This window comes from Bradyrhizobium huanghuaihaiense (genome assembly GCF_025200885.1).
In the GTDB taxonomy this organism is placed as follows: domain Bacteria; phylum Pseudomonadota; class Alphaproteobacteria; order Rhizobiales; family Xanthobacteraceae; genus Bradyrhizobium; species Bradyrhizobium huanghuaihaiense.
This window is the reverse complement of record NZ_CP104172.1, coordinates 3,345,770-3,368,679: the sequence shown is the minus strand read 5'-3', so window position 1 is coordinate 3,368,679 and position 22,910 is coordinate 3,345,770. Positions and strand designations below refer to the sequence as shown.

The 22,910-nt window shown below is 66.0% G+C and carries 18 protein-coding genes; 10 read left to right on the top strand and 8 right to left on the bottom strand.

Annotation, left to right across the window (positions count from 1 at the left end; genetic code table 11):
- Positions 1 to 2: 2 nt before the first annotated feature.
- The 3 genes from gudD (at position 3) to garD (ending at position 4,478) form a co-directional block, all read left to right on the top strand.
- Entirely contained in the window at positions 3 to 1,346 is a 1,344-nt protein-coding gene (gudD, locus tag N2603_RS15860; protein ID WP_260389546.1) for a glucarate dehydratase, read from the top strand.
- Positions 1,347 to 1,369: 23 nt separating this feature from the next.
- Positions 1,370 to 2,818: an aldehyde dehydrogenase family protein gene (locus N2603_RS15855; RefSeq protein ID WP_018642860.1), complete on the top strand. Its 1,449-nt coding sequence runs from the start codon at positions 1,370 to 1,372 to the stop codon at positions 2,816 to 2,818.
- A 118-nt stretch (positions 2,819 to 2,936) separates the two neighbouring features.
- The gene (gene garD, locus N2603_RS15850; RefSeq protein ID WP_212342913.1) at positions 2,937 to 4,478 is read left to right on the top strand and encodes a galactarate dehydratase; all 1,542 of its coding nucleotides are present in this window, start codon (positions 2,937 to 2,939) and stop codon (positions 4,476 to 4,478) included.
- 4 nt (positions 4,479 to 4,482) lie between these two features.
- Here garD and N2603_RS15845 read toward each other — a convergent pair whose 3' ends face one another.
- Together N2603_RS15845 and N2603_RS15840 are read right to left on the bottom strand one after the other, a co-directional pair.
- Complete coding sequence (locus N2603_RS15845) at positions 4,483 to 5,223, bottom strand: hypothetical protein (RefSeq protein WP_260389545.1); 741 nt, start codon at positions 5,221 to 5,223, stop codon at positions 4,483 to 4,485.
- A 5-nt stretch (positions 5,224 to 5,228) separates the two neighbouring features.
- Positions 5,229 to 6,116, bottom strand: coding sequence for a MipA/OmpV family protein (locus N2603_RS15840; protein ID WP_026311969.1), 888 nt, complete (start codon positions 6,114 to 6,116; stop codon positions 5,229 to 5,231).
- A 340-nt stretch (positions 6,117 to 6,456) separates the two neighbouring features.
- Between N2603_RS15840 and N2603_RS15835 the strand changes: the two genes are divergently transcribed.
- The 3 genes from N2603_RS15835 (at position 6,457) to N2603_RS15825 (ending at position 8,958) form a co-directional block, all read left to right on the top strand.
- The gene (locus N2603_RS15835) at positions 6,457 to 7,137 is read left to right on the top strand and encodes a response regulator transcription factor (protein WP_018642864.1); all 681 of its coding nucleotides are present in this window, start codon (positions 6,457 to 6,459) and stop codon (positions 7,135 to 7,137) included.
- On the top strand, positions 7,134 to 8,498 hold the full coding sequence (locus N2603_RS15830; protein WP_260389544.1) for a sensor histidine kinase: 1,365 nt from the start codon (positions 7,134 to 7,136) through the stop codon (positions 8,496 to 8,498). The genes N2603_RS15835 and N2603_RS15830 overlap by 4 nt, the downstream gene beginning before the upstream one ends.
- 190 nt (positions 8,499 to 8,688) lie before the next feature.
- On the top strand, positions 8,689 to 8,958 hold the full coding sequence (locus N2603_RS15825) for a hypothetical protein (RefSeq protein ID WP_026311970.1): 270 nt from the start codon (positions 8,689 to 8,691) through the stop codon (positions 8,956 to 8,958).
- Between the two features lie 170 nt (positions 8,959 to 9,128).
- Here N2603_RS15825 and N2603_RS15820 read toward each other — a convergent pair whose 3' ends face one another.
- Positions 9,129 to 9,485: a hypothetical protein gene (locus tag N2603_RS15820; protein ID WP_018642868.1), complete on the bottom strand. Its 357-nt coding sequence runs from the start codon at positions 9,483 to 9,485 to the stop codon at positions 9,129 to 9,131.
- 349 nt (positions 9,486 to 9,834) lie between these two features.
- Here N2603_RS15820 and N2603_RS15815 point away from each other — a divergent pair, with 349 nt between their 5' ends.
- Positions 9,835 to 10,974, top strand: a complete 1,140-nt coding sequence (locus N2603_RS15815) for a hypothetical protein (protein ID WP_260389543.1) — start codon at positions 9,835 to 9,837, stop codon at positions 10,972 to 10,974.
- Positions 10,975 to 11,070: 96 nt separating this feature from the next.
- On the opposite strand, the gene N2603_RS15810 is transcribed toward N2603_RS15815, so the two are convergent.
- Together N2603_RS15810 and N2603_RS15805 are read right to left on the bottom strand one after the other, a co-directional pair.
- The gene (locus N2603_RS15810) at positions 11,071 to 11,670 is read right to left on the bottom strand and encodes a DUF2147 domain-containing protein (RefSeq protein WP_018642871.1); all 600 of its coding nucleotides are present in this window, start codon (positions 11,668 to 11,670) and stop codon (positions 11,071 to 11,073) included.
- 173 nt (positions 11,671 to 11,843) lie between these two features.
- The gene (locus N2603_RS15805; RefSeq protein WP_018642872.1) at positions 11,844 to 12,872 is read right to left on the bottom strand and encodes an NAD(P)/FAD-dependent oxidoreductase; all 1,029 of its coding nucleotides are present in this window, start codon (positions 12,870 to 12,872) and stop codon (positions 11,844 to 11,846) included.
- Between the two features lie 182 nt (positions 12,873 to 13,054).
- Between N2603_RS15805 and N2603_RS15800 the strand changes: the two genes are divergently transcribed.
- Complete coding sequence (locus tag N2603_RS15800) at positions 13,055 to 13,510, top strand: acyl-CoA thioesterase (RefSeq protein WP_260389542.1); 456 nt, start codon at positions 13,055 to 13,057, stop codon at positions 13,508 to 13,510.
- Positions 13,507 to 14,685 carry a CocE/NonD family hydrolase gene (locus N2603_RS15795; RefSeq protein ID WP_260389541.1) on the top strand — a complete coding sequence of 393 codons (1,179 nt, stop codon included), beginning with the start codon at positions 13,507 to 13,509 and terminating at the stop codon, positions 14,683 to 14,685. The genes N2603_RS15800 and N2603_RS15795 overlap by 4 nt, the downstream gene beginning before the upstream one ends.
- On the opposite strand, the gene N2603_RS15790 is transcribed toward N2603_RS15795, so the two are convergent.
- Both N2603_RS15790 and N2603_RS15785 read right to left on the bottom strand, forming a co-directional pair.
- Positions 14,627 to 14,947 carry a 2Fe-2S iron-sulfur cluster-binding protein gene (locus N2603_RS15790; protein ID WP_018642875.1) on the bottom strand — a complete coding sequence of 107 codons (321 nt, stop codon included), beginning with the start codon at positions 14,945 to 14,947 and terminating at the stop codon, positions 14,627 to 14,629. The two genes, N2603_RS15795 and N2603_RS15790, sit on opposite strands and share 59 nt — an antisense overlap.
- Positions 14,948 to 15,119: 172 nt before the next feature.
- On the bottom strand, positions 15,120 to 15,494 hold the full coding sequence (locus tag N2603_RS15785; RefSeq protein ID WP_018642877.1) for an Hpt domain-containing protein: 375 nt from the start codon (positions 15,492 to 15,494) through the stop codon (positions 15,120 to 15,122).
- Positions 15,495 to 15,891: 397 nt separating this feature from the next.
- Here N2603_RS15785 and N2603_RS15780 point away from each other — a divergent pair, with 397 nt between their 5' ends.
- A complete protein-coding gene (locus N2603_RS15780) occupies positions 15,892 to 21,609 on the top strand; it encodes an apolipoprotein A-IV repeat region-like domain-containing protein (RefSeq protein WP_260389540.1) in 5,718 nt (1,905 codons plus the stop codon).
- A 427-nt stretch (positions 21,610 to 22,036) separates the two neighbouring features.
- Here the strand turns inward: N2603_RS15780 and N2603_RS15775 are convergent, their stop codons facing one another.
- Positions 22,037 to 22,909 (bottom strand): MlaD family protein, encoded by an 873-nt coding sequence (locus N2603_RS15775; RefSeq protein WP_260389539.1) that lies wholly within the window; start codon positions 22,907 to 22,909, stop codon positions 22,037 to 22,039.
- Position 22,910: the final 1 nt, after the last annotated feature.

Below are 22,910 nucleotides of genomic sequence, written 5' to 3'. Positions count from 1 at the left end.
CGATGGCCGAGACCAATATCTCCGGCGCACCGGTCGTCACAGCGATGCAGGTGATCCCGGTCGCCGGCCGCGACAGCATGCTCCTCAACCTCAGCGGCGCGCATGCGCCGTTCTTCACCCGCAACATCGTCATCCTCACCGACAATGCCGGCCACACCGGCGTCGGCGAGGTGCCGGGCGGGCAGAAGATCTGGCAGACCCTGCAGGACGCCCGCGATCTCGTGATCGGCAAGACCGTCGGCGCGATGAACAATATCCTCGCCGACGTCCGCACCGCCTTTGCCGACCGCGACGCAGGCGGCCGCGGCAAGCAGACCTTTGACCTGCGCGTGATGATCCACGCGGTCACCGCGATCGAATCCGCGCTGCTCGACCTGCTCGGCCAGCATCTCAACCTGCCGGTCGCCGCCCTGCTCGGTGAAGGCCAGCAGCGCAAGAGCGTCGAGACGCTCGGCTATCTCTTCTTCGTCGGCGACCGCCGCAAGAGCAAGCTCGACTACGTCACCGGCGAGACCGGCAAGCCCGACTGGTTCAACCTCCGCCACCAGGAAGCGATGACGCCCGAAACCGTGGTACGGCTCGCCGAGGCCACCCACGACCATTACGGCTTCGCCGACTTCAAGCTGAAGGGCGGCGTGCTCCGCGGCGAGCAGGAGATCGAGGCCGTCGCCGCGATCGCAAAGCGCTTCCCCAACGCGCGCGTCACGCTGGACCCCAACGGCGCCTGGTCGCTGGATGAGGCGATCCGCCTCTGCAAGGGCATGCATGGCATCCTCGCCTATGCCGAGGATCCCTGCGGCGCCGAGGCCGGCTTCTCCGGCCGCGAGATCATGGCCGAGTTCCGTCGCGCCACGGGCCTGCCGACCGCGACCAACATGATCGCCACCGACTGGCGGCAGCTCTCCCATGCGCTGCGTCTGGGCGCGGTGGACATTCCGCTCGCCGATCCCCATTTCTGGACCATGCAAGGATCGGTGCGCGTTGCCCAGACCTGCCGTGACAACGGCCTGACCTGGGGCTCGCATTCCAACAACCACTTTGACATTTCGCTCGCGATGTTCACCCATGTCGGCGCCGCCGCTCCCGGCAACGTCACCGCGATCGACACCCACTGGATCTGGCAGGACGGCCAGGCCCTGACCAAAGAGCCGCTCCAGATCAAGGGCGGCAAGATCGCCGTGCCCGATCGCCCCGGCCTTGGCATCGAGATCGACCGCACCGCCATCGAGGCAGCGCATGAGCTCTACAAGAAGCATGGACTCGGCGCCCGGGATGACGCTATGGCCATGCAGGACTTGATCCCCGGCTGGACGTTTGACGACAAGCGTCCCTGCCTCGTCCGTTAAAAAGCGTTCCCTGGAGGAAAAAGATGACTGCGATCCTGAAGAACTTCATCGGCGGCGAATGGGTCGACGGCTCCGGCGTCACCAAGAACATCAACCCCTCCAACACCAACGATCTCGTCGGCGAATACGCCAAGGCCGACAAGGCGCAGACCGAGAAGGCGATCGCCGCCGCCAAGGCCGCCTTCCCCGCCTGGGCGCAGTCGACCCCGCAGGTGCGCTACGACGCGCTCAACAAGATCTCGACTGAAATCCTTGCCCGTAAGGAAGAGCTCGGCCGCCTGCTCGCCCGCGAGGAAGGCAAGACCCTGCCGGAAGGCATCGGCGAGGTCGCCCGTGCCGGCCAGATCTTCGCGTTCTTCGCCGGCGAAGCGCTGCGGCTGATCGGTGAGAAGGGCGCCTCGGTGCGTCCCGGCCTCGACGTCGAGCTCACCCGCGAGCCGGTCGGCGTCATCGGCATGATCACGCCCTGGAACTTCCCGATCGCGATCCCCGCCTGGAAGATCGCGCCCGCGCTCTGCTACGGCAACACCGTGGTGTTCAAGCCGGCCGAGCTGGTGCCCGGCTCGGGCCACGCGCTCGCCGAAATCATCACCCGCTCCGGCATTCCCGCCGGCGTGTTCAACCTCGTGGTCGGCTCCGGCTCGGTGGTGGGCCAGACGCTGCTCGATCATCCGGATGTGGCCGCGATCTCCTTCACCGGCTCGGTGCAAACGGGCCGCAAGATCGCGCAGGCCTGCGTGCTGTCGAACCCGATGAAGAAGTTCCAGCTCGAGATGGGCGGCAAGAATCCGCTGGTCGTGCTCGACGACGCCGACCTCAAGACCGCCGTCGAGGTCGCCGTCAACGGCGCCTATTTCTCGACCGGCCAGCGTTGCACGGCGTCCTCGCGCCTGATCGTCACCGAAGGCATCCACGACCGCTTCGTCGCGGCGGTGGCCGAGCGCCTGAAGGGCCTGTCGGTCGACGACGCGCTCAAGGCCGGCGTGCATATCGGCCCCGTGGTCGACCAGAGCCAACTCGACCAGGACCTGCGCTACATCAAGATCGGCCAGGACGAGGGCGCCAAGCTCGCCTTCGGCGGCGAGCTGCTCAAGCGCGAGAACCCCGGTCACTACCTCGCGCCGGCGCTGTTCACCGAGGCCAACAACAACATGCGCATCGCGCGTGAGGAAATCTTCGGCCCGGTCGCCGCCGTCATCCGCGCCAAGAACTACGAGGAAGCCCTCGCCATCTCCAACGACACCGAATTCGGCCTCGCCTCCGGCATCTGCACCACCAGCCTGAAATACGCCTCGCACTACAAGCGCAACAGCGAGTCCGGCATGGTGATGGTCAATTTGCCGACCGCCGGCGTCGACTATCACGTGCCGTTCGGTGGCCGGAAGGGTTCGAGCTACGGCGCCCGCGAGCAGGGCTCCTATGCGCGCGAGTTCTACACCACGGTGAAGACGGCTTATACGTTCCCGGGTTGAGACATCGCAGGCATCGTAGGGTGGGTTAGCGCAGCGTAACCCACCTCTTCTGCTTCCGCGGACACCGACATTGGTGGGTTACGCTGCGCTAACCCACCCTACAAATCCGGAGTCCACGATGGACCAGGACGTCGCAGCGAAAGAGCAGCCCCGCTACATCAAGCTCAACGAACGCGACAACGTCGCGATCGTGGTCAATGATTTCGGGCTTCCCGCCGGCTCCCGCTTTGCCAGCGGCCTGACGCTACGTGCCTTCGTGCCGCAGGGACACAAGACGGCGCTGGTCGACATCGCGCAAGACGCCCCGATCATCCGCTATGGCGAGATCATCGGCTACGCGCTCTCGCCGATCCTGGCCGGCGAATGGGTGGACGAGGCGCGCATCCGCATGCCGGAGGCCCCTGCCCTCGACAAGCTGGAAATCTCCACCGCCGTCCCGGCTCCGCTGCCGCCGCTCGAAGGTTTCACCTTCGAGGGCTACCGCAATCCTGACGGCTCGGTCGGCACCAAGAACATCCTCGGCATCTCCTCCTCCGTGCAATGCGTCAAGGGCACGATGGAATATGCGGTCAAGCGCATCCGCGCCGAGCTGCTGCCGAAATATCCGAATGTCGACGACGTCGTGCCGCTCACGCACGCCTATGGCTGCGGCGTCGCCATCACCGCGCCCGACGCGGTGGTGCCGATCCGCACCCTGCAGAACCTCGCGCTGAACCCCAATTTCGGCGGCGAGATTCTCGTCGTCGGCCTCGGCTGCGAGAAGCTCGCGCCGGAGCGCCTGGTGCCGGAAGGCGTGAGCGATGCCATCGTCCGCATGCAGGACGAGGCCTTCGACGGCTTTGGCGCCATCGTCGATGCGATCATGACCCAGGCCGAGGCGCGGCTGAAGGTGCTCAACACCCGCAAGCGCGAGACCTGCCCGGCCTCCGATCTCGTCATCGGCCTGCAATGCGGCGGCAGCGACGCCTTCTCGGGCGTCACCGCCAACCCCGCCGTCGGCTTTGCCGCGGACCTGCTGGTGCGCGCCGGCGCCACCGTGATGTTCTCGGAAGTGACCGAAGTGCGCGACGCCATCCAGCTGCTCACCCGACGCGCCATCAACGAGGACGTCGGCCGCGCGCTGGTGCGCGAGATGGCCTGGTACGACTCTTATCTCGCCCGCGGCGGCGCCGACCGCAGCGCCAACACCACGCCCGGCAACAAGAAGGGCGGCCTCGCCAACATCGTCGAGAAGTCGCTCGGCTCGATCGTCAAGTCCGGCTCCTCCGCCATCACCGGCGTGCTCTCGCCCGGCGAGAAGGCGACGCAGAAGGGCATGCTGTTCGCGGCAACCCCTGCATCCGACTTCATCTGCGGCACGCTGCAGCTCGCCTCCGGCATGACGCTGCAGGTGTTCACCACCGGCCGCGGCACGCCCTACGGCCTTGCGGCCGCGCCTGTGATCAAGGTCGCGACCCGCAGCGAGCTGGCACGGCGCTGGAAGGACCTGATCGATTTCGATTCAGGCAGCATCGCCACCGGCGAGAAGACCATCGAGGAATGCGGCTGGGACCTGTTCCGCCTGATCCTCGACGTCGCCTCCGGCCGCACAAAACCGTGGTCGGATCGCTGGGGCATTCACAACGATCTCACGCTGTTCAATCCGGCGCCGGTGACCTAGAGGCTCACTGGCCGTCGATCAGGTGCATGTCGCCCAGCGTGACGGGCAGGCTGCGCGTGATCAGATCCGCGATCGCCGCCCGCAGCCGCTCGCTCGCAGCCGGACCCTCGAACGTTTCGTCGATCGGCCCGCTTGGACCGGCGAGCCGCAGGGTCCCGGTGTTGTCGAGCGGCGCGGCCGCCCGCTTCTCGATCACGTCGAACGACTTCCCCTCGATCACGCGCACTTCGTACAGCGCGTGGATCAGCCCGTAATCTGCAAGCAGCGTCCGGTATTGGGCAAGCCCGACGCCCTCGACATTGCGGCCGTTGCCGAGTTTCGATCTTGCCCGGGTGATGACGATGTAGGCATCCAGCCCCTGGGGGACGACGTCGCTGCGAACCAATTCCTTGAACGGATCGCTGCGCAGGAGGTTGACGGGCGTAACCGCTGAATCCCTGACAGCAGCGAACGCGGCGCGCCTGTAATTCACCGGCTGCACGCGAAAGCGCCCGCTCAAGAGCTTCGTCGCCTGCTGGACGATCAACTCATCCAGTCCCCATGCGCTGATCGAGAGGCTTTGCGCTGTGTTCCCGAGCCCGGTCAGGCCGGCGCGCGTCAGGCTCATCTCCTCGCCGATCGCCGAGACGATGCCGACTGACTTGATCGCCTGGAGTTTCGTCGCGCGCGTCTCGAACGCCGCAGCGGCGCTGAGCGCAACGGAAGCGATCGCGAGACCAATCCAAAGAATGACACTGCGACGCATGGCGACTATCGAATCCTGAAGTCGAACGAATAGGACGCACCGAGGCCGACGGTGGTCTGGTTCGACGATCCCCGCTGCTTCACCAGCGGACTGTCCGCGGCATCGCCGAGCAGCTTCTCGTATTCGACATAGGCATGGACCTCCCACTGCGGATTGATGCGGTAGGAGATCTGGCTGCCGAAGCCGACCGAATGCGCGCCGCCCCTGGCATTGTACATCGGCAACCCCGAAGCCAGCGCCTGCGCGGCATCGACGCCGAAATACGGCGCGGTGGCCTTCGTGCTCTTCCAGGTGAAGCGCGGGCCAGCCGAGATCGTCAGCCTCTGGATCAGCGGCACGATGACGTCGGCGGAGACGTCGGCCACTGTGCCGGTGTGGCCATCGAAGCCCTGACGCAACTCGCTGCGCAGGCGCAGCCAATCCACCGGATAATATTCGACGAAGCCGCCGAGCTCGTATGCGGCCTTGACGTCGCCGAGGCCGGTCAGCTCGGCATATTTGCTGCTCTTGCGCGAGGAGACATATTTGAACGCAGGGCCCGCGCGAAAATTGCCGACGTCGAGCAGCGCAATGCTGGCGCTGTCGCGCGGTCCGCGAAACTGGTCGATCGATCCGGCGCGGCGAATGGTGAAGATCGGGATCGGACGAAACTTGCTGTTCTTCGATCCGACGAAGTCAGGCGTGTATTCGCCGCCGATACCGACCATGACAGTCCAGTTGCCGGACGGCGACGGCAGCATCGGCAGCTCGAATGGCGGAGCCGGCAGCGTGAACGCGGTCTGCGCCGATGCGGATTGCGCGGTCGCCATGATCGCACCGAGTGCGGCAAGACAGGCGGTCGTCCACCGCGCATTCACCGTGAGGCGGAGAGCGGCTTCGTCAATATGCTTCATTTCAGGGCCCCGGACCGGCTTTCCTTGCCGAGTCGACTGGTGTGGTTAGGAGCCCAGCATGTGGTCCGGCAAAATTGCCCCAAGATTGCAACGCCCAACTGCCCCTGCGACATTCCGCGCACGGGTGCGCCGCCGGATCAACATTGCCCGAACATTGCCCGGGACGGGTTCACGCGCACAAGTTTTGACCGCGCGTGCCGTTCAACCCCTCCGTTCCTGCCTTTTATTCGCCAAGCTCACTGCCTTAAACGGAACTCGCGCGCGAACCGAAACGCCGGACTTCGGTCAGGAAGCGTCAAGATCGGGGCCTATGGCCCCAGCAGAGTCAAGGACGACCCGCGTGCGCTCGCTCGTGATCGAAGACGAACCGCAGATCGGCGCTTACATCATCCGTCTGCTCGGACAGTTGCACGGCGTCGTCGATCTTGTCGGCTCGATTGCCGACGCCCGCCAGGCGCTGGACAATTTCAAATATGATCTCGCCATCGTCGACCGGATGCTGCCCGACGGCGATGCGCTCGAGGTGGTCACGGCGCTCAGCCAGTCGCCGGAGCGCCCCGCCATCATCATGCTGACGTCCAAGGACACCAAGGAGGACGTCGTCGACGGCCTCAACGGCGGCGCCGACGACTATCTCGGCAAGCCGTTCGAGCCGCAGGAACTGCTTGCGCGAGTGCGCGCCGTGTTGCGTCGGCCCCGCCTGCTCGCGCCTGCCGTGCTGTCGCTCGGCAATGTCGAGCTGCATCTCGGCAGCAACGAAGTCGTGGTCGCCGACAGGAAAATCCTGCTGCGGCGGCGCGAGGCGCTGATCCTGGGCGCACTGCTGATGCGGCGCGACCGCGTCATCACCCGCGCCGCCCTGATCGAGGAAATCTACGGTTTCGACGACGAGATCGAATCCAATACGCTCGAAGCGCAGGTCTCGCGCCTGAGGAAGAAGCTGGCCGCATTCGGCGGCGACGTCGAGATCCGCAGCATGCGCGGCATCGGTTACATCCTGCGGCTGGCGACGCCGCGATGAGGTCGATCGCCCGAACGTTTGCGTTCTCGCTCGGCATCGCCGCCACAACGATCTTTTTGATCATGGTTGCGATCTTCGTCTCGAGGTACCCGTTGGAGGAACGCGAGTTCAGGGCCTGCCGGGTCGTGGCCGCCGTTCTCGATCGCGCCACTGATATCAATGGACAAAACCTGACGGTCCGTCCGACTCCCGCGCTCGAGGAATTGAAGGCCGACAGCCCGAACCTCTGGTACGTCGTATCCGTCGGCGATCTCGTCAACGAGTATGGTAGCGAGCGCCGGCCGGCGCTTCCTTTCGCATTCCCCTATCGCGGGCCGGTCGGCTTGTCCGTCTTCAGCACCCACGACCAGAAGAGCACGTTCTGTCTCGCCGTCGAGCAACGGGGCTCCTTGCGGCTCACGACGATGGTCGGCGAGCCTCAGGTCCGCTTCGGCCGGATGGCGAGAAGCTTCCTCGTCCGCAGCAGCTTTTCGATCATCCTGGTGGCGCTGGCCTTTGCGACGACCGTCGCCATCGGCTCGGCGCTGGCCGCACGTTTCGTCACGCGCGGCATCGAACGGGTGGCGCTTCGCGCGCTCGCGATTGACCCTGCAGCACCGCAAGGTCTGATATCGCTGTCCGAAGTCCCCCGCGAGCTGAAGCCACTGGTGGAGGCGCTGAACCGCGCCTTCGGCGAGATCGACGCCTATATCAGGATGCAGCGCCGCTTTCTCGGCAATGCAGCCCATCAGCTCCGTACGCCGCTGACGCTGCTGCGCGCGAAGATCGACGACGTGCCCGATCCGGCCCTGAAGGCCGAGCTGGTGCGCGACGTCCGCCGCCTGACGTCGCTGGTCTCAGCCATGCTTGACCTCGCGCGCCTGCAAAATCACGCGATCGAAAAGCGGCCGATCGATCTTGCCGCGATCACGCTGGACGTGCTCGCCGATTTCGGTCCCTCGGCGCTGGACGCCGGCATCGAGCTTGCACTCGAGCGGGCCGACGAAGGTCCGTTCCTGGTGCAGGGCGTCGATGCCGCCATCCGCAGCGCGCTCGCCAATCTCGTCGGCAACGCGCTGATCCACGCCCGCGGTGCGCGGCGCATCGTCGCCACGCTCGGGCGCGGCAGCATCTCGGTCGACGACGACGGCGCAGGCTTGCCCGACGGCGCGGAGCACAAGCTGCTGGAGCCGTTTCAGACCGGCAACAGCGCAGGCGACGGCGCCGGCCTCGGCCTGTCGATCGTCCGCGAGATCATGGCCGCCCATGACGGCGAACTCGTCATCGCCTCCGAGCCCGGCCGCGGCACGACGATGCGCCTGTGCTTTCCGGAGGCTGCCGCCGCGGCCAGATCGCGGCACTTGGCTTTGGAGGCGCTCTAGGGGCGTCGCCTTGCTTCCGCGAAACCGTCCGGAAACATTGGCACGAAAAACTTCTTCACCGTTTCATCCTTTCGCACCAAGCAACCAATATCTGCGCCGACGGCGACAGGAATGTTCGCGCTCAAGCGAACCTGCCCCGGCATCATCGCGACCAAACCTCCGATTGACATCTTTCACGGAGATTTTCCAAATGCGTGCTCTCTCGATGATTGCCATTGCCGGTGCAATGATTGCCAGCTCCGCTGCCGCGTTCGCCGGCGAGCTTCCCTCCTACGAAGTGAAGTCGTTTCCGATCTCGTCGACGCAGGTCCAGGTGCTCGGCGGGGCCGGCGTCGAGGAGCAGTCGACCGCGCCCGCGATGATCGTCGCCGGCATGCCCGCCTCGCCCGCGCAGGTCTCGGTGCTGTCGCCGCGCGTGAAGCGGCTTGCGAGCGCGAATTCGCAGAGCGAAGCGCGCTGATCGGTCTCGTCATTCCTCAACGATCCCGTCATGGCCGGCGCCTTGTCCCGCCTGCGCGGCCGAAGCCGCTTCGGCGCGGCGAAGGCCCGGCCATCCACATTTTGCTCCTCCACACGAAGTGTGGATGCTCGTGACAAGCCTCGACGAAGCTCTTCCGTCGTCTTCCGTCTCTACGTCATGCTGCCCGGCATGAAGCAGCGCACGCGCGGGTGGCCGTCGATATAGTGCTTCCACACCATGGTGCGGCCGATCTTGTTCGGCTCGGTGATCACTGCTCCCTCCGGCACGAGCACCCATTCACCGTCGAGATGCACGCGGTAGCGCCCCTTGTCGGATTCCCAGTCGACATCGGCGACCACGTAGCCGTCGGCATCCGAGCAGCATTGCCCAAATTCGCTGTGCAGGCTCTCGAACCAGGGTTTGAGCGGCGAGTTGGCGTAGCGCCCGTCGTCGCGCGCCAGCGCTGATGTCGCCAGCAGCACGGTCAGGCCGAGCAGCATCGCTGCACACGGTCTTGCAAGTGTCATGTCGTCTTCCCGCGGATCGAAGTCAGCGCCGCGAGGGACAGGCGCCACCGTCCGCCTTGCCGCACATGGGCGGCAGAGACGGCGACTCATTCCCCCAGCAGCTTTTGCGACAGCTATGCAAATCCGGCGCCAGCGCGCATTCCGGAGAACTACTGCCGCACGCTGTTGCCCACGCTTGCGTATGCCTGCATGCGTGACGCGCCGGCCGTTTTGCCGCGCATTTTCGAGGCTTTCCTTGTTGCACCCAGACGTGTAGGAACGTGGCCGCGAAACTTATCGCATTTGTTTAACCGGCTGTTTCGATTAGAGAATCAGGTGACGGCGTGACTGGCATTGGACCGGCAGCGCTATGAATTCGAGAGAGTTGCTCCCTGGCCAGCAGGACGCGACCGATCTGCCCGCAAACCAGGTGCAGTTTGCGCTGGTGATTTCACGCATGCTGGAGACGGTGAAGGACGACGCGGACGCGAGGCGGCAGATGGTCTACGACCTTGCCCGCTACAAGCTCCAGGAGCAGTTCACCTACGCCGACGCCAGAAACATCGACCAGATGAAGCGGGCGCTCGAGATCGCCATCGAGGAGGTCGAAAAATTCTCGCGTGACGAGGCGCCGCTGGAGCGCCTGCCGTCGCAACCACTCGCCTCGTCCAAGGAGGCCGGCGGTCTTCTGGTGTCCGGCGATGCGACCGTTTTGCCATCAGGCGTCGGCAGGCCGCGCAGCAAGCTGCCTGCGATCTCGGGCCCGCTTCTGCCGGTGATCAAGCGCACGGCGGCCATCCTGCTTGCGGTCAGCGCAGTCATCCTGATCGTTTCGCAGCGGGACAATATCGCAGCGCTGCGCCGGCTGATCACGTCCCAGCCCGCGGAGATCGCGCTGGTCGCACCCAAGCCGGAGACGACGATCACGGTCGCCAAGCCGGAGATGGTGACGCCCGCCGCACCTGCCCCGACGCGCGTGCTGCCCACCGACTACGGCATCTACGCCCTGATCGACGACAAGTCGCTGGTGGAGCTGTCCGCGACCGGCGTGATGGCGCCCGACATGCGGATTGCGATCTCACCGGAGTTCAGGAAGCCCGATCGGCCGCATCTGCCGAACGGCCGCGTCAAGTTCATCGTCTTCCGCCGCGATGTCGCAAACGCCATTCCCGAACGCGTCGAGGTTCGGGTCGTGGCGAAGATCGCCCGGGAGTTTTCCAGCGATGTCGCCGGCAAGGCGCTCGGTGGCGGAGACGATGTCGGGGTCATCCGCAACCTCTCCTATCCGTTCCGGGTCTCGCCGATTCCGGGCAAGGCGGAAATGTACGAACTTCACTCCGGCGATTCAGGGCTCGATCTGGCGCCGGGGCATTACGTCCTGAGCCTGGGATCGCAGGCCTATTACTTCCAGGTCGACGGCGAGATCACCGATCCCCGGCAGTGCCTCGAGCGGGTCGTCGCCGGCAACGGCACCTTCTATGCGCCGTGCAAGAAGGCGCGGACATATTGAGGGTCTCGTAGCCCGGGTGAGCGCAGCGACACCCGGGTCAAGCGGCCCCGCATATCGCTTCGCTCATGCGGGCTACGCGAAAACGCGGAAACAGCCCTACTGCTTCGGCGCCGGCGCCATCATCGCGCCGCCCTTCTTGGCTGCGGGCGCGGGTGCCGGCTTGGTCGCAGCGGCTTGCGCGGGCAAATATTTGGCGACGATGGCGGGATCGACCTGGGCGATGTTGGTATCGGGCAGGCGCGTCCAGGTCTCGTCCTTGCCGAGCAACGCGATGCCGAGATAGCCGCGCAGGGTCAGGGTCTGGCCATCGGGACTGACCTTCATGTTGGCCTTCCAGATCTGGCCGTCACGCGGATTGAGCACGTTGCCGCCTTCGTATTTCAATCCCTCGCGCTTCATGTTGCGGACGAAGGAGATGCCGAGCACCGGTGCATTCTTGCGATCGTCGGTGCACTTGCTGCAGACCTCGTTCGGATCGTCGCCGGGCCGCGGGAAGGTTTTTGCGATCACACCTTCGAAGACGCCGCTGCGATCGATGAAGAGGAACCATCCCACCGTCTTGCCGTCCTCGACTTTCTGCCAGAGGCCGGCAGCCGTCGGCTCCGCGGTCTGCGCCGCAGACGGGCTCACCGCACCGACCGATAGCACGAGCGCGAGGAAGGGCAGCAGCCGAAAGCTGGAAAAGAGAGTCCGCATTATCATCACCTTGCTGAGCCAATCGCCTTGCTGAGCCAATTGCCTTGCTAAGCCAAGACTTTGTCAAGCCAAGACTATCCTAAAGCCAAGTCCGGAATGGCCGCACACTACGGCGATTTCGCGAACGGTTCCAGCACCAGAAACATGGGGCATCGCCGCCCGCCCCTTCGCCGTTAGTTGACTCCGAGCTTCTTTTGCAGGCTGGAGGACGAGGTCGTGTACTGGAACACGAGCCGCTTCTCCGGATAGACATAACGATGGGCTTTTTGCGACATCAGTGCGCCCTCGTGGAAGCCGCACAGGATCAGCTTGATCTTGCCGGGGTAAGTGTTGATGTCGCCGATGGCGAAGATGCCCGGCACATTGGTCTCGAACGCTGACGTCTCGACCGGCACGAGGTTGTTCTCGAGCGCAATACCCCAGTTCGCGACCGGACCGAGCTTCATGGTCAGCCCGAAGAACGGCAGCATGGTGTCGCAGTCGACCTCGGTGATGCTGTTGTCGTTGCCCTTCACGGTCGCACCGGTGAGCTTGCCGTCGGCGCCTGAGAGCGCGGTGACCTGGCCGAGCCGCAGATCCATCTTGCCGCCGGCGACCAGCGCGCGCATCTGCTCGACGCTGTGAGGCGCTGCGCGAAACTCGTCGCGCCGGTGCAAGAGCGTGATGCGCTTGGCGAGCGGATGCAGATTGAGCGTCCAGTCGAGCGCGGAATCGCCGCCGCCGACGATCAGCACGCTCTTGTCGCGGAACGTCTCCATCTTGCGCACGGCGTAGTGCACCGAGGTGCCCTCATAGGCCTCGATCCCCGGCACTGGCGGACGCTTGGGCTGGAACGAGCCGCCGCCGGCCGCGATCACCAACACCTTGCATTCGAACACCTTGCCGGCATCCGTGGTGCAGCGAAACGCGGGATCGCCGATCTTCTCCACCGTCTCGATCATCTCGCCGAGATGGAAGGTCGGATGGAACGGCTTGATCTGTTCCATCAGCGCGTCGGTGAGTCCCTGCCCCGAGACCTGCGGAATGCCGGGAATGTCGTAGATCGGCTTTTCCGGATAGAGCTCGGCGCACTGGCCGCCGACCTTGTCGAGGATGTCGACGAAGTGCGCCTTCATGTCGAGAAGGCCGAGCTCGAAGGCGGCGAACAGACCGCAGGGGCCGGCGCCAATAATCAGCACATCGGTTTTGATCACGTCGCTCATGTCGTCTCTTTATCGGTCGTTATCGGTTGGACGGCGCCCGTTGGGCAGAGGTGACCCTGCCTGTCTAGCCAACGGGGATGGATCAGGGAAGGCATAAAAGCGGGAGCGCCCCGCAAGCACGCCCACTTGCCGGGCCAAAATAACTGGGCTGTAACGAGGCTGGATATGACGGAGATCAATCGGTGAACGCACCAGCCCGCCTCGACACGACGCCGCGCCTGGAAGACTTCCCCTACCGCCTCAGCGACAACGTCCGCTTCGGCGATCTCGACCCCAATCAGCACGTCAATAATGCGGTCTACGCCACCTATTTCGAGACCGGCCGCGTCACGCTGATGAAGAGCCCACAATACGGGCTGACGCCGCCGGGCCTCGCCTGGATCATGGTGCGGCTCGACATCCATTTCCGCGCCGAGTTGCACTGGCCGGGCACGATCGAGCTCGGCCTCGGCGTCACAAAGCTCGGACGGACCTCGGTGACCTTCGAGCAGGTGGTGTTTTCGGAAGGGCGATGCGTGGCGTCGGCGCAGGCCATCGCCGTCATGATCGATGAGGCCTCGCGCCGGCCGACACCGCTGACCGACGAGGTGATCCGCAATCTCAAGCCGTGGTGGCACCGCGGCGCGGGCGGGCAATGACGCGCCAGGGGGCGCTCTGGCTTGTGCTGGCCGTTCTGGCCGCGCAGCCCGCCGTGGCCGAGGACTACCATCGGGAGGATTTGCGCATCGCGATGCCGGCGGCGGGCCCGCGCGGCCTCGAAGCGTTGCTGATCCGCCCTGCGGGCGCACAGGCCTATCCGCTCGCCCTGATCAGCCACGGCACGGCCGCGGATGCAGAAGAGCGGCGCGATCTCACCCCTTACCGCTTCTACCAACAGGCCGTCGCATTCGCGCGCAGGGGATTTGCCGCGCTCGTCGTGATGCGTCGCGGCTACGGTGACTCGGGCGGCACTCACGCGGAAGGCGCCGGCTGTTGCGCCACCGCAAGCATTCTGCGCGCCGAAAGCATGGCTGCGGACGATCTGCGTGCCGCGGTTGCAGCCATGGAGCATCGCCCTGACATCAGCTCGCACGGAATGATCGCGATCGGAGTTTCCACGGGCGGCCTCGCAACCATCGCACTGACGACGAACCCGCCCCCTGGCCTCGCGGCGGCGATCAGCTTCGCCGGCGGCATTCGCCGCGGCAACGCGAGCGATGCCAGGAAAACCGCCGACCAGGCGGGATTGGTCGACGCGTTCCGCACGCTGGGTGCAACATCGCACGCACCCATGCTGTGGATCTATGCGGCCAACGACAGCTATTTCAGCCCGGAGCTTGCCGGCCAAGCGTTCGACGCGTTCTCAGCCGCCGGCGGACGCGCGCAGCTGATCGAGGCACCGGCCTTCGGCAATGACGGCCATGATCTGTTTCATGGCGGCATCACGGTCTGGCAGCCGATGGTGGACGCCTTTCTGCATCAGCAAAATCTGGGCAGGAGTATACCTCTGGCAGCGCCGCTCCTGCCCGATCTGCCGGTACCGCCGCAATTCGGCAGCCGAGGACGCGCGGCCTTTTCGGAGTACATGGCCAAGGGCCAGCACAAGGCATTCGCAGTGTCGCCGAAGAACTTCTATGGCTACTCAGCCGGTCGGCGATCGGTCGAGGATGCCAAACAGCGCGCGCTATCCGAATGCGGGAAACTCGCGCCCGATTGCGCTCTATATGCGGTCGACGATCAGCTCTCTGGACCAGCGACGGCCGCTACCGAGCCCGTCAGGCCTGACGTTCCGGCGTCGCCACCACAAGACCGTCGAGATCGTCGCTCACCTTGATCTGGCAGGACAGGCGCGAGTTCGGGCGCACGTCGAAGCCGAAATCGAGCATGTCCTCTTCCATCGGCGTCGGGCTGCCGACCTTCTCGCGCCAGGCTTCGTCGACATAGACATGGCAGGTCGCGCAGGCACAGGCGCCGCCGCATTCGGCTTCGATGCCGGGGATGCTGTTGCGGATGGCGGCTTCCATCACGGTCGCGCCGTTCTCGATTTCCACCGTGCGGGTTTCGCCCTTGTGGTCGACAAAGTGAATCTTGGCCATGTGTGCTCGTGCTGCCGCGATGTTGGGAATGAAGGAGGGTCCGGGCTGTCCTATAACGGGTCGGTTAGCCCGGCGCCATAGCGTTTTCGAGCGGCGAGGATCCCGCATCGCGCGCAGAAAACGCGTCAAATCAAACGGCTAGTGCGCAGGCCCCATATTCGTGGGGGCCGCCCTAGTGCTTCAGGATCGCCGCGATCGCGGCGCGGACCTCGGCCACCGCCTCTTTCAGTGCGGCAAGCGCATGCGATCGGTTGTGGCCGGTCCGGACCGCCGTCTCGAGGCTGGCGGCAGCATCGGCCACCGCAAAGGCGCCGATCCCGCGGGCCGAGCCCTTCAGCGTGTGCGCGAGCGCACCGGTCTCGGCCGGCAGCGCCGCCATTGCGGCGAGCAGGCGGACGGCCTGCTCGGCGAACATCGCGAGCACTTCCTGTTCCAGTTCAGTGTCGCCGAGCGTCATCCGGGAGAGGTGGTCGAGATCGAGCGGGCTGTCGATGGGCGCAAGCGGGGGCGAGGGCATCCAGTCCATCCGTTGCAGTTCAGGCGTCATGGCGCTGGCCCCGGCATCGCGCGGTGGTTCCGCCGGTCAGGCGGTACGGTTCACCCCAGCCAAGCACGGAAATGGTTAACGAAATGTTTGGGCTTATTTACGTAATTCCGCCCGTTTATTGACGAAAAGTCGCCGCAATTGGCCGGGTTCCGTGGAGAATTTCATTTATTGCTAAGGCGTTACGGCCCGATCCTGTTAACGATGATTAAGATTGTCTTAATCGCGGGCATTTCATTCGCGACGCTCTGCCAATAGGATGTTGCGGAAATTGGCGGACAAGCCGTCCGGGTGGGGACGGCTCGGAGATCCGCATAAGCGGCATGATCCGGTCTGTGGGCTTGCGTAGCGCGCAGGGCTCGCGGGGGGCGTGTACAAGTAACGAGGGCTCGGACTGAACATGGCGAACACTCCCAAGAAGGTCAAAGACCCCACAGAAGTTGCGCTTTCTGCGATCCAGGAAGCCCTGAACATCAGCGACACGGCTGCGGACACCAGCCGCAACGCCTCGATGCGGGGCGAAACGACGTCTCAGGTGACGCCTCCGGCACCCCCGGTCTTCGACGAGCCGAGCTTCGAGCCGCGCCCCGCCGCCAACGAACGGGCGACCGTGTTCGACCCGGTCGAGGAGCCGCGCACCGCGCGCCGCGCCGCCAACGACGACCGCGAGACCATCGGCCAGCTGCTCCAGGCGCTGCAGAAGGGCCGCCCTGCCCGCAGCGTCTACACCTTCGCCACCATCTTCGCCGGCGTCTGGCTCGCCGCCTGCGCCGCGCTGACGGTCGGCTTCCTGCCCTCGATCCAGGCCGCCATGGGCCAGAGCGGCGGCGTGCTGGTCATCGCCGGCCTGATCGCGATGTTCTTCGCGCCGATCATGCTGTTCTACTTCCTGGCGAGCCTCGTCTGGCGCGGCCAGGAAATGCGCATGATCGCGCAGGCGATGGCGCAGGTCGCGATCCGCTTCTCCGAGCCCGAAGGCTCGGCCTCCGATTCCATGGTCACCGTCGGCCAGGCCATCCGCCGCGAGGTCGCGGCGATGGGCGACGGCATCGAGCGCGCGATCGCGCGCGCCGGCGAGCTCGAGACGCTGGTCGCCAACGAGGTCGCCGCGCTGGAGCGCGCCTATAGCGACAACGAAGTGCGCATCCGCGCCCTGCTCCAGGACATCGCGCATCAGCGCGACAATCTGGTCGGCCAGGCCGAGCAGGTCCGCAGCGCCATCTCCGGCGTGCAGATCGATCTGCGCCACGACATCGCGCTGATCTCCGACGCGATCGCCTCGCGCGTCGACGAGGTCGCCAAGTCCATCACCGGCGCGCTCGAAGAGCGCGGCGCCCACATTACCAGCGCCTTGAGCAATGCCGGCGACAACATGATCCTGGCGCTCGGCGAGCGCGGCGGCGACCTGCTCGACCGCCTCGAGGAAGCCAGCAACGAGACCACGCGCGCCGTGCTCGACGCCAGCGAGCGGCTGACCACCAGCCTCAACTTCAAGACCGGCCACGTCCACGACGAGTTCGTCGACCTCGCCGACCGCGTCCACGAGATGCTGAACGAGCGCATCGACCGCATCACCGGCGAGTTCGAGCAGCGCTCCGCCGCGATCGTCGACGGCATCTCCGAGCGTACCGAGCAGGTGCACGACAGCTTGAAGAACTCGTCGGACTCGCTGCTGCTCGAGCTCGAGCTGCGCTCCAACGACATCTCGGCCAAGATCGACGACGCCGGCAGCCGCCTCGCCAACCAGATCATGACGAGCGGCGACAAGGCGAGCGAGGCGCTCGACGCCACCGTCAACACCCTCGTCGCCAAGGTCGTGAGCCAGACCGAGACCGCGCACGACTCGCTGTCGCTGCAGATGAGCGCCTTCGACGAGCTGGTGAAGAACCAGGGCACCGAGCTGGTCGAGAAGTTCGCCCGCGACTCCGGCACGCTGGGCGCACTGATCACCCGCCACATCTCCGAGTTCGACCGCACCGTGAAGACGTTCGGCGGCGAGATCGTCGAGCGCATGGGCCAGCGCACGCAGGACATCCATGAGTCGCTGAAGACCTATGTCGACAATTTCGACACCCGCTTCACCTCCAGCGGCGGCGAGATCACGGCCGTGCTCGACCAGCGCCTGGTGCAGTTCGAGAGCACGATCGGCGAACGCGTCAACCATCTCGATGCCTCGCTGAACGGCAAGATCGCCGGTCTCGACGGTACGATCGAGGGCCACATCAAGACCTTCGACGAGCAGCTCGTCGGCCGCGTCGCCACGCTCGAACAGTCGTTCGACAGCCGCGCGAAGTCGATGACCGAGACCATCGACGGCCGCCTCAACACGCTCGCGACGTCGCTCACCGACGGTGCCGCGCAGGCGATCCAGTCGATCGACTCCCGACTCACCCACCTCACGTTGTCGCTCACCGACGGCGCTTCGCACGCCATCGAGACGATCGATTCGCGCCTCAACCACCTCACGAGCTCGCTGACCGATGGTGCGTCGCAGACCATCCAGTCGATCGACTCCCGCCTGACCCACCTCACGACGACGCTGACGGGCGGCGCGACGCAGGCGCTCGAATCCATCGACTCCCGCCTCACCTACCTCACCACCGCCGTCACCAACGGCGCCTCGCAGGCCGTGCAGTCGATCGACACGCGCCTCACGCTGCTGACCTCGACGCTCACCGACGGCACCGCGCAGGCGATCGAGGCGGTCGACCGCCGCATCACCGGCGTCACCGAGATCATCGACGGCCGCAGCACGCACCTGACCGACACGGTCACGGCGCGCTTCCAGGACATCCAGCAGGCCATCGAGACCAAGGTCGGCTCGGTCGCCAGCGACATCGACGTGCGCGTGGCGCAGTTCGAGGACCTGCTCGGCTCGCGCGTCGAGGCCGTCGCCGGCCGCATCGAGAGCAGCGGCCGCCAGGCCAGCGAGGACATGATGTCCCGCGCCGAGATGATCTCGACCGCGATCCGCTCGCATGTCGAGGACGCCGAGCGCTCGCTCACCAACCTCGTCGTCAACACCAGCGAGACGATCCAGACCGGTGCGCGCACCGCCCAGCAGTCGCTGATGACGGTCTCCTCCGACGTCAACGCCCAGCTCAAGATGACCTCGACCGAGGTCGAGCGCGCGCTGACCGCGGTCGGCACCGGCGCCGCCAACTCGATCTTGAGCAGCGCCCGCGAGGCGCAGTCGACCCTGGTCGCGGCGTCCGGCGATGCCTCCAACCAGATCAAGGGGCTCGCGGCCGACGTCGAACGCACGCTGTCGGCGGCCGGTTCTGCCACCGCAGCCTCGATCCTGGCCGGCGCCCGCGAGGTGCAGACCACCCTCGTCACGACGTCCTCGGACGCGGCCAACCACGTCAAGACGCTCACCGCCGACGTGCAGCGCTCGCTGTCGATGGCCGGCTCCTCCACGGCGGAATCGATCACCGCCGGCGCCCGCGACGCGCAGAGCGCGCTGATCGCGGCCTCGGCCGAGACCGCAAACCAGATCAAGGCGCTGTCCTCGGACGTGCAACGCTCGCTCACGATGGCGGGCACCGCGACGGCCGAAACCATCATGACCGGCGCCCGCGAAGCCCAGAGCACGCTGGTCACGGCGTCCTCGGATGCGGCAAGCCAGGTCAAGACGCTCGCGGCCGAGGTGCATCGTTCGCTCTCGCAGGCGGGGCAGACGACCGCCGAGACCATCACGACCAGCGCCCGCGACGCCCAGAGCACCCTTCTTGCTGTCTCCGCAGAACAAACCGGACAGGTCCGTTCGCTCGCGGCCGAGATGCAGCGCGCGCTGGCGACCGCCGGCGGCGCCACCATCGAGGCGCTCACCAGCGGCGTGCGCGAGGCCCAGGGTACGCTGATCTCCGCTTCGACCGATGCGGCCAGCCAGATCAAGTCGCTGACCACGGATATCGAGCGCACGCTGACCGCGGTCGGCGCCGACACCGCCTCGACCATCCTCAACAGCGCGCGTGAGGCACAGACCTCGCTGACCTCGACCTCGGCGGATGCCGCGAGCCAGATCCGCACGATCTCGACCGAGATCGAGCGCGCCCTGAGCACGGCCACCACGAACGCGACCAGCGAGATCCAGACCAGCGCACTCAACGCCCAGAACGCGCTGATCTCCGCCTCGAACGAGGCGAGCTCGCGGGTCAAGTCGAGCTCGGCCGACGTCGAGCGCTCGGTGCTCGCCGCCAGCTCCAGCTTCGGCCAGGCCATGACCGGCAAGACCGACGAGATCGTCACCTATGTGCAGCAGCAGGCCGACCGTCTGTCGAACATGATCGACGCCAAGCGCGGCGCGCTGGTCGATGCGATCGGCTCCAAGACCAGCCAGCTCACGCTCGACATCGACCGCGTCACCTCCGACGCGCTGAAGTCGATCGAGACGCGCGGCCATGCCTTCTCGCAGACCATGATGGGCAACGGCTCCGAAGTCGCCCGCACCATCAACGCGGCGAGCGAGATGGCGACCGGCGCGGTCGGCAAGTCGCTCAAGGACCTCGAGCAGGCCTCGCGTTCCGCGATCGACCAGTCGCGCCAGGTCTCGATCGCGGCCGTCACCGAGATGCAGGAGACCAGCAAGATCCTGCGCACCGACACGGTCGCCCTGTTCGAGCGCCTGCGCGAAGGCAACATCCTCCTCCAGGAAGTGCTGACCGGTGCGCACGACAACCTCAACTCGCTGGAGCGGGCGCTGGTGACGCGCGTCGCCGACTTCGTCTCGGCGATGAACGACGTCACCTCGCGCAACGGCGCGGCGACGCAGAACCTGGAAGACCAGCTCAACGTGTTCAACAGCAAAACCACGAAGGCGCTCCAGGATCTCGGCGAGCTGTCGGTCCAGTTCGACAAGCACGGCAAGGCGCTGGTCGATGCCGCGCAGGTCGTGGAGCAGAGCAACAAGAACACCACCGCCTCGCTCGCCGAGCGCAAGCAGGCGCTGGAATCGCTCGTCACCACGATCGACCTGCGTACGGCCGATCTCGACCAGCGGCTGTCGCGCTTCACCGGCCTGCTCGATGAATCGCTGGCCGCGGCCGAAGAGCGTGCCCGCGACATCGCCCGCGTCGTCGCCGAGACCGCCGGCGCAGGCTCGGCCGCGATCACCCGCCAGTTCGAGGCGGTGCGCGCGGCGTCCGAGGAGGAGCACCGCCAGACCATCGAGGCGATGCACGACATCTACCGCCAGACCACGGACGAGGCGGATACGATGTTCAAGCAGTCGACCGAGAAGTTCACCAACCTCGTCTCCAGCATGAAGCAGATGGCGTTCGAGATGCACAACGAGCTCGAAGCCACCCGCAACGAGCTGCGCCGCGGCGTGCTCGAAATGCCGCAGGAGGCCGCCGAGAGCACTGCGCAGATGCGCAAGGTGATCGTCGACCAGATCGAGGCCCTCGCCGAGCTCAACCGCATCGTGGCCCAGCATGGCCGCGGCCTCGACGTCTCGACGACGGGCCGCGCTTCTGTCGCCGTCCAGCGTCAGGAAGAGCCGATGATGGCGGCTGTCGGCGGCCGGGCGACCGAGACCCGCATGCGCGACACCGGCAGCGCCTCGACGCTGCCGCCGCCGGACCTCGGCATGCCCGCGCCCTCGCGCCGTACCGAAGCGCCGTCGGTTGCGCCTTCCAGCAACGACCAGGGCCGTGACGGCTGGCTGTCGGACCTCTTGAACCGTACGGACGCCAATCAGGGCGCTCCGAACGGCCGTGAGGCTCCCCGTGGCCGTGCTGCTGCCCCTGCACCGCAGCCGCAGGCCCCGCAGGCAAGCAGCAATCCGCTGGAATCGCTGTCGCTCGACATCGGCCGGCTGATGGACCGCAACCTCGCCGCCGAGATGTGGGACCGCTACCAGCGCGGCGAGAACAAGGCCTTCACCAAGCGCCTCTACACGCCCGCCGGCCAGAAGGCCTTTGACGAGGTCGCCCGCAAGTACCGCGCCGACCGCAACTTCAAGGGCACGGTCGACCGGTACGTCGCCGAGTTCGAGCGCCTGCTCGACGAAGTCGCCCGCGACGGCCGCGGCCCGCAGGAGCTGCGCGGCCACCTGACCTCGGAGACGGGCCTGGTGTACACCCTGCTCGCGCATGCGGCGGGCCGGCTGGGGTGAGACAGCAATAGCGATTGACGAACAGGGAAACGGAGGCCTTGCGGCCTCCGTTTTCGTTTGAGCTCATAGCGCGGCGATCGTAGCCCGCATGGAGCGAAGCGTAATGCGGGAAGGCAGGCAAAGAACCCGGATTGCGCTTCGCTCCATCCGGGCTACGAAGGCAGCGCACGCTCCCTCCATGTCGTCATTGCGAGGAGCGAAGCGACGAAGCAATCCAGACCGTCCCCGCAGAAGCAGTCTGGATTGCTTCGCTTCGCTCGCAATGACGGGTGGAGAGAGCATGCACCCTCTCGTGCCCCGGACGCAGCGCAGCGCTTCTTCAGCGGTGCGCTGCAGAGCCGGGGCCCATGTCGCGGCATTGTAGCGCAGCAATGCTAAGGGGCGTTGCAGCGCGTCCGGGACACGAAGCGTGCAAACACGCGTCCGCCTACTGCCGCCTGCGCTCCTGTGCCGCCGGCTTCGGCGGCTCGGGCGGCGGGGCGGCTTGCGATGAGTTGCTGGCGCCGAACAGCACGCGGGTCGGGTTGCGGTCGAAATTGTTCACGGCGCGGCTGATGTCGCCGAGCGTGCGGCGGCCGTCGCTGATCAACGCGCCCGAGCGCTTGTCGAAATCGTCGGCGAGCTCGCGGATCGACTTCACCGCCTGGAACAGCTCGCCGCCGTCCTTGCCGCCGGCCAGCGTGTTGAGGCCGAGCATGAGGCTGTCGGCCTTGAGCATGACGCCGTCGACCTTGGCCATCACGCCGTCGATCTTCTCGGAGTTGCGGGCGAGCGAGTTGGTGAAGGTCTCCAGATTCTTCAGCGAGTTCTTCACCGATTCCTGATTGTCGGCGACGATCTTGTTGATGTTCTGCAGCGTGCCGCGGATCGCCTCGGTGACGTCCTGGAGCTTGTTGGGGTCGGCCATCAGGGTCGGAATGCCGTCCTCGTCGAGCGGCGGCGGCGGTGCCGCCTCCTCGCCGCCCTTGAGCGAGATCGCGGCGACGCCCGTGAGGCCCTGGAATTCGAGGCCAACCAGGGTGTCCTTGCGGATCGGGGCGTTGTTCTCGACCATGGCGAGTGCGACAACCCGCCGCGGGTTGTCGAGCTTCACCGAGACCACTTCACCCACCCTGATACCGTTGAAATTGACGCTGCCGCCGTTGCGCAAGCCCGCCGCCGGGCCCTCGAACACGACGCGCAAGGGGCTGCGCTGCTTGGTGGTGTGCAGCGACTGGAACCAGAGCACGAAGCCGATTGCCGCGGCGATCACCGCCAGCGTGAACGATCCGATCAGGACGTAATTCGCCCGCGTTTCCATC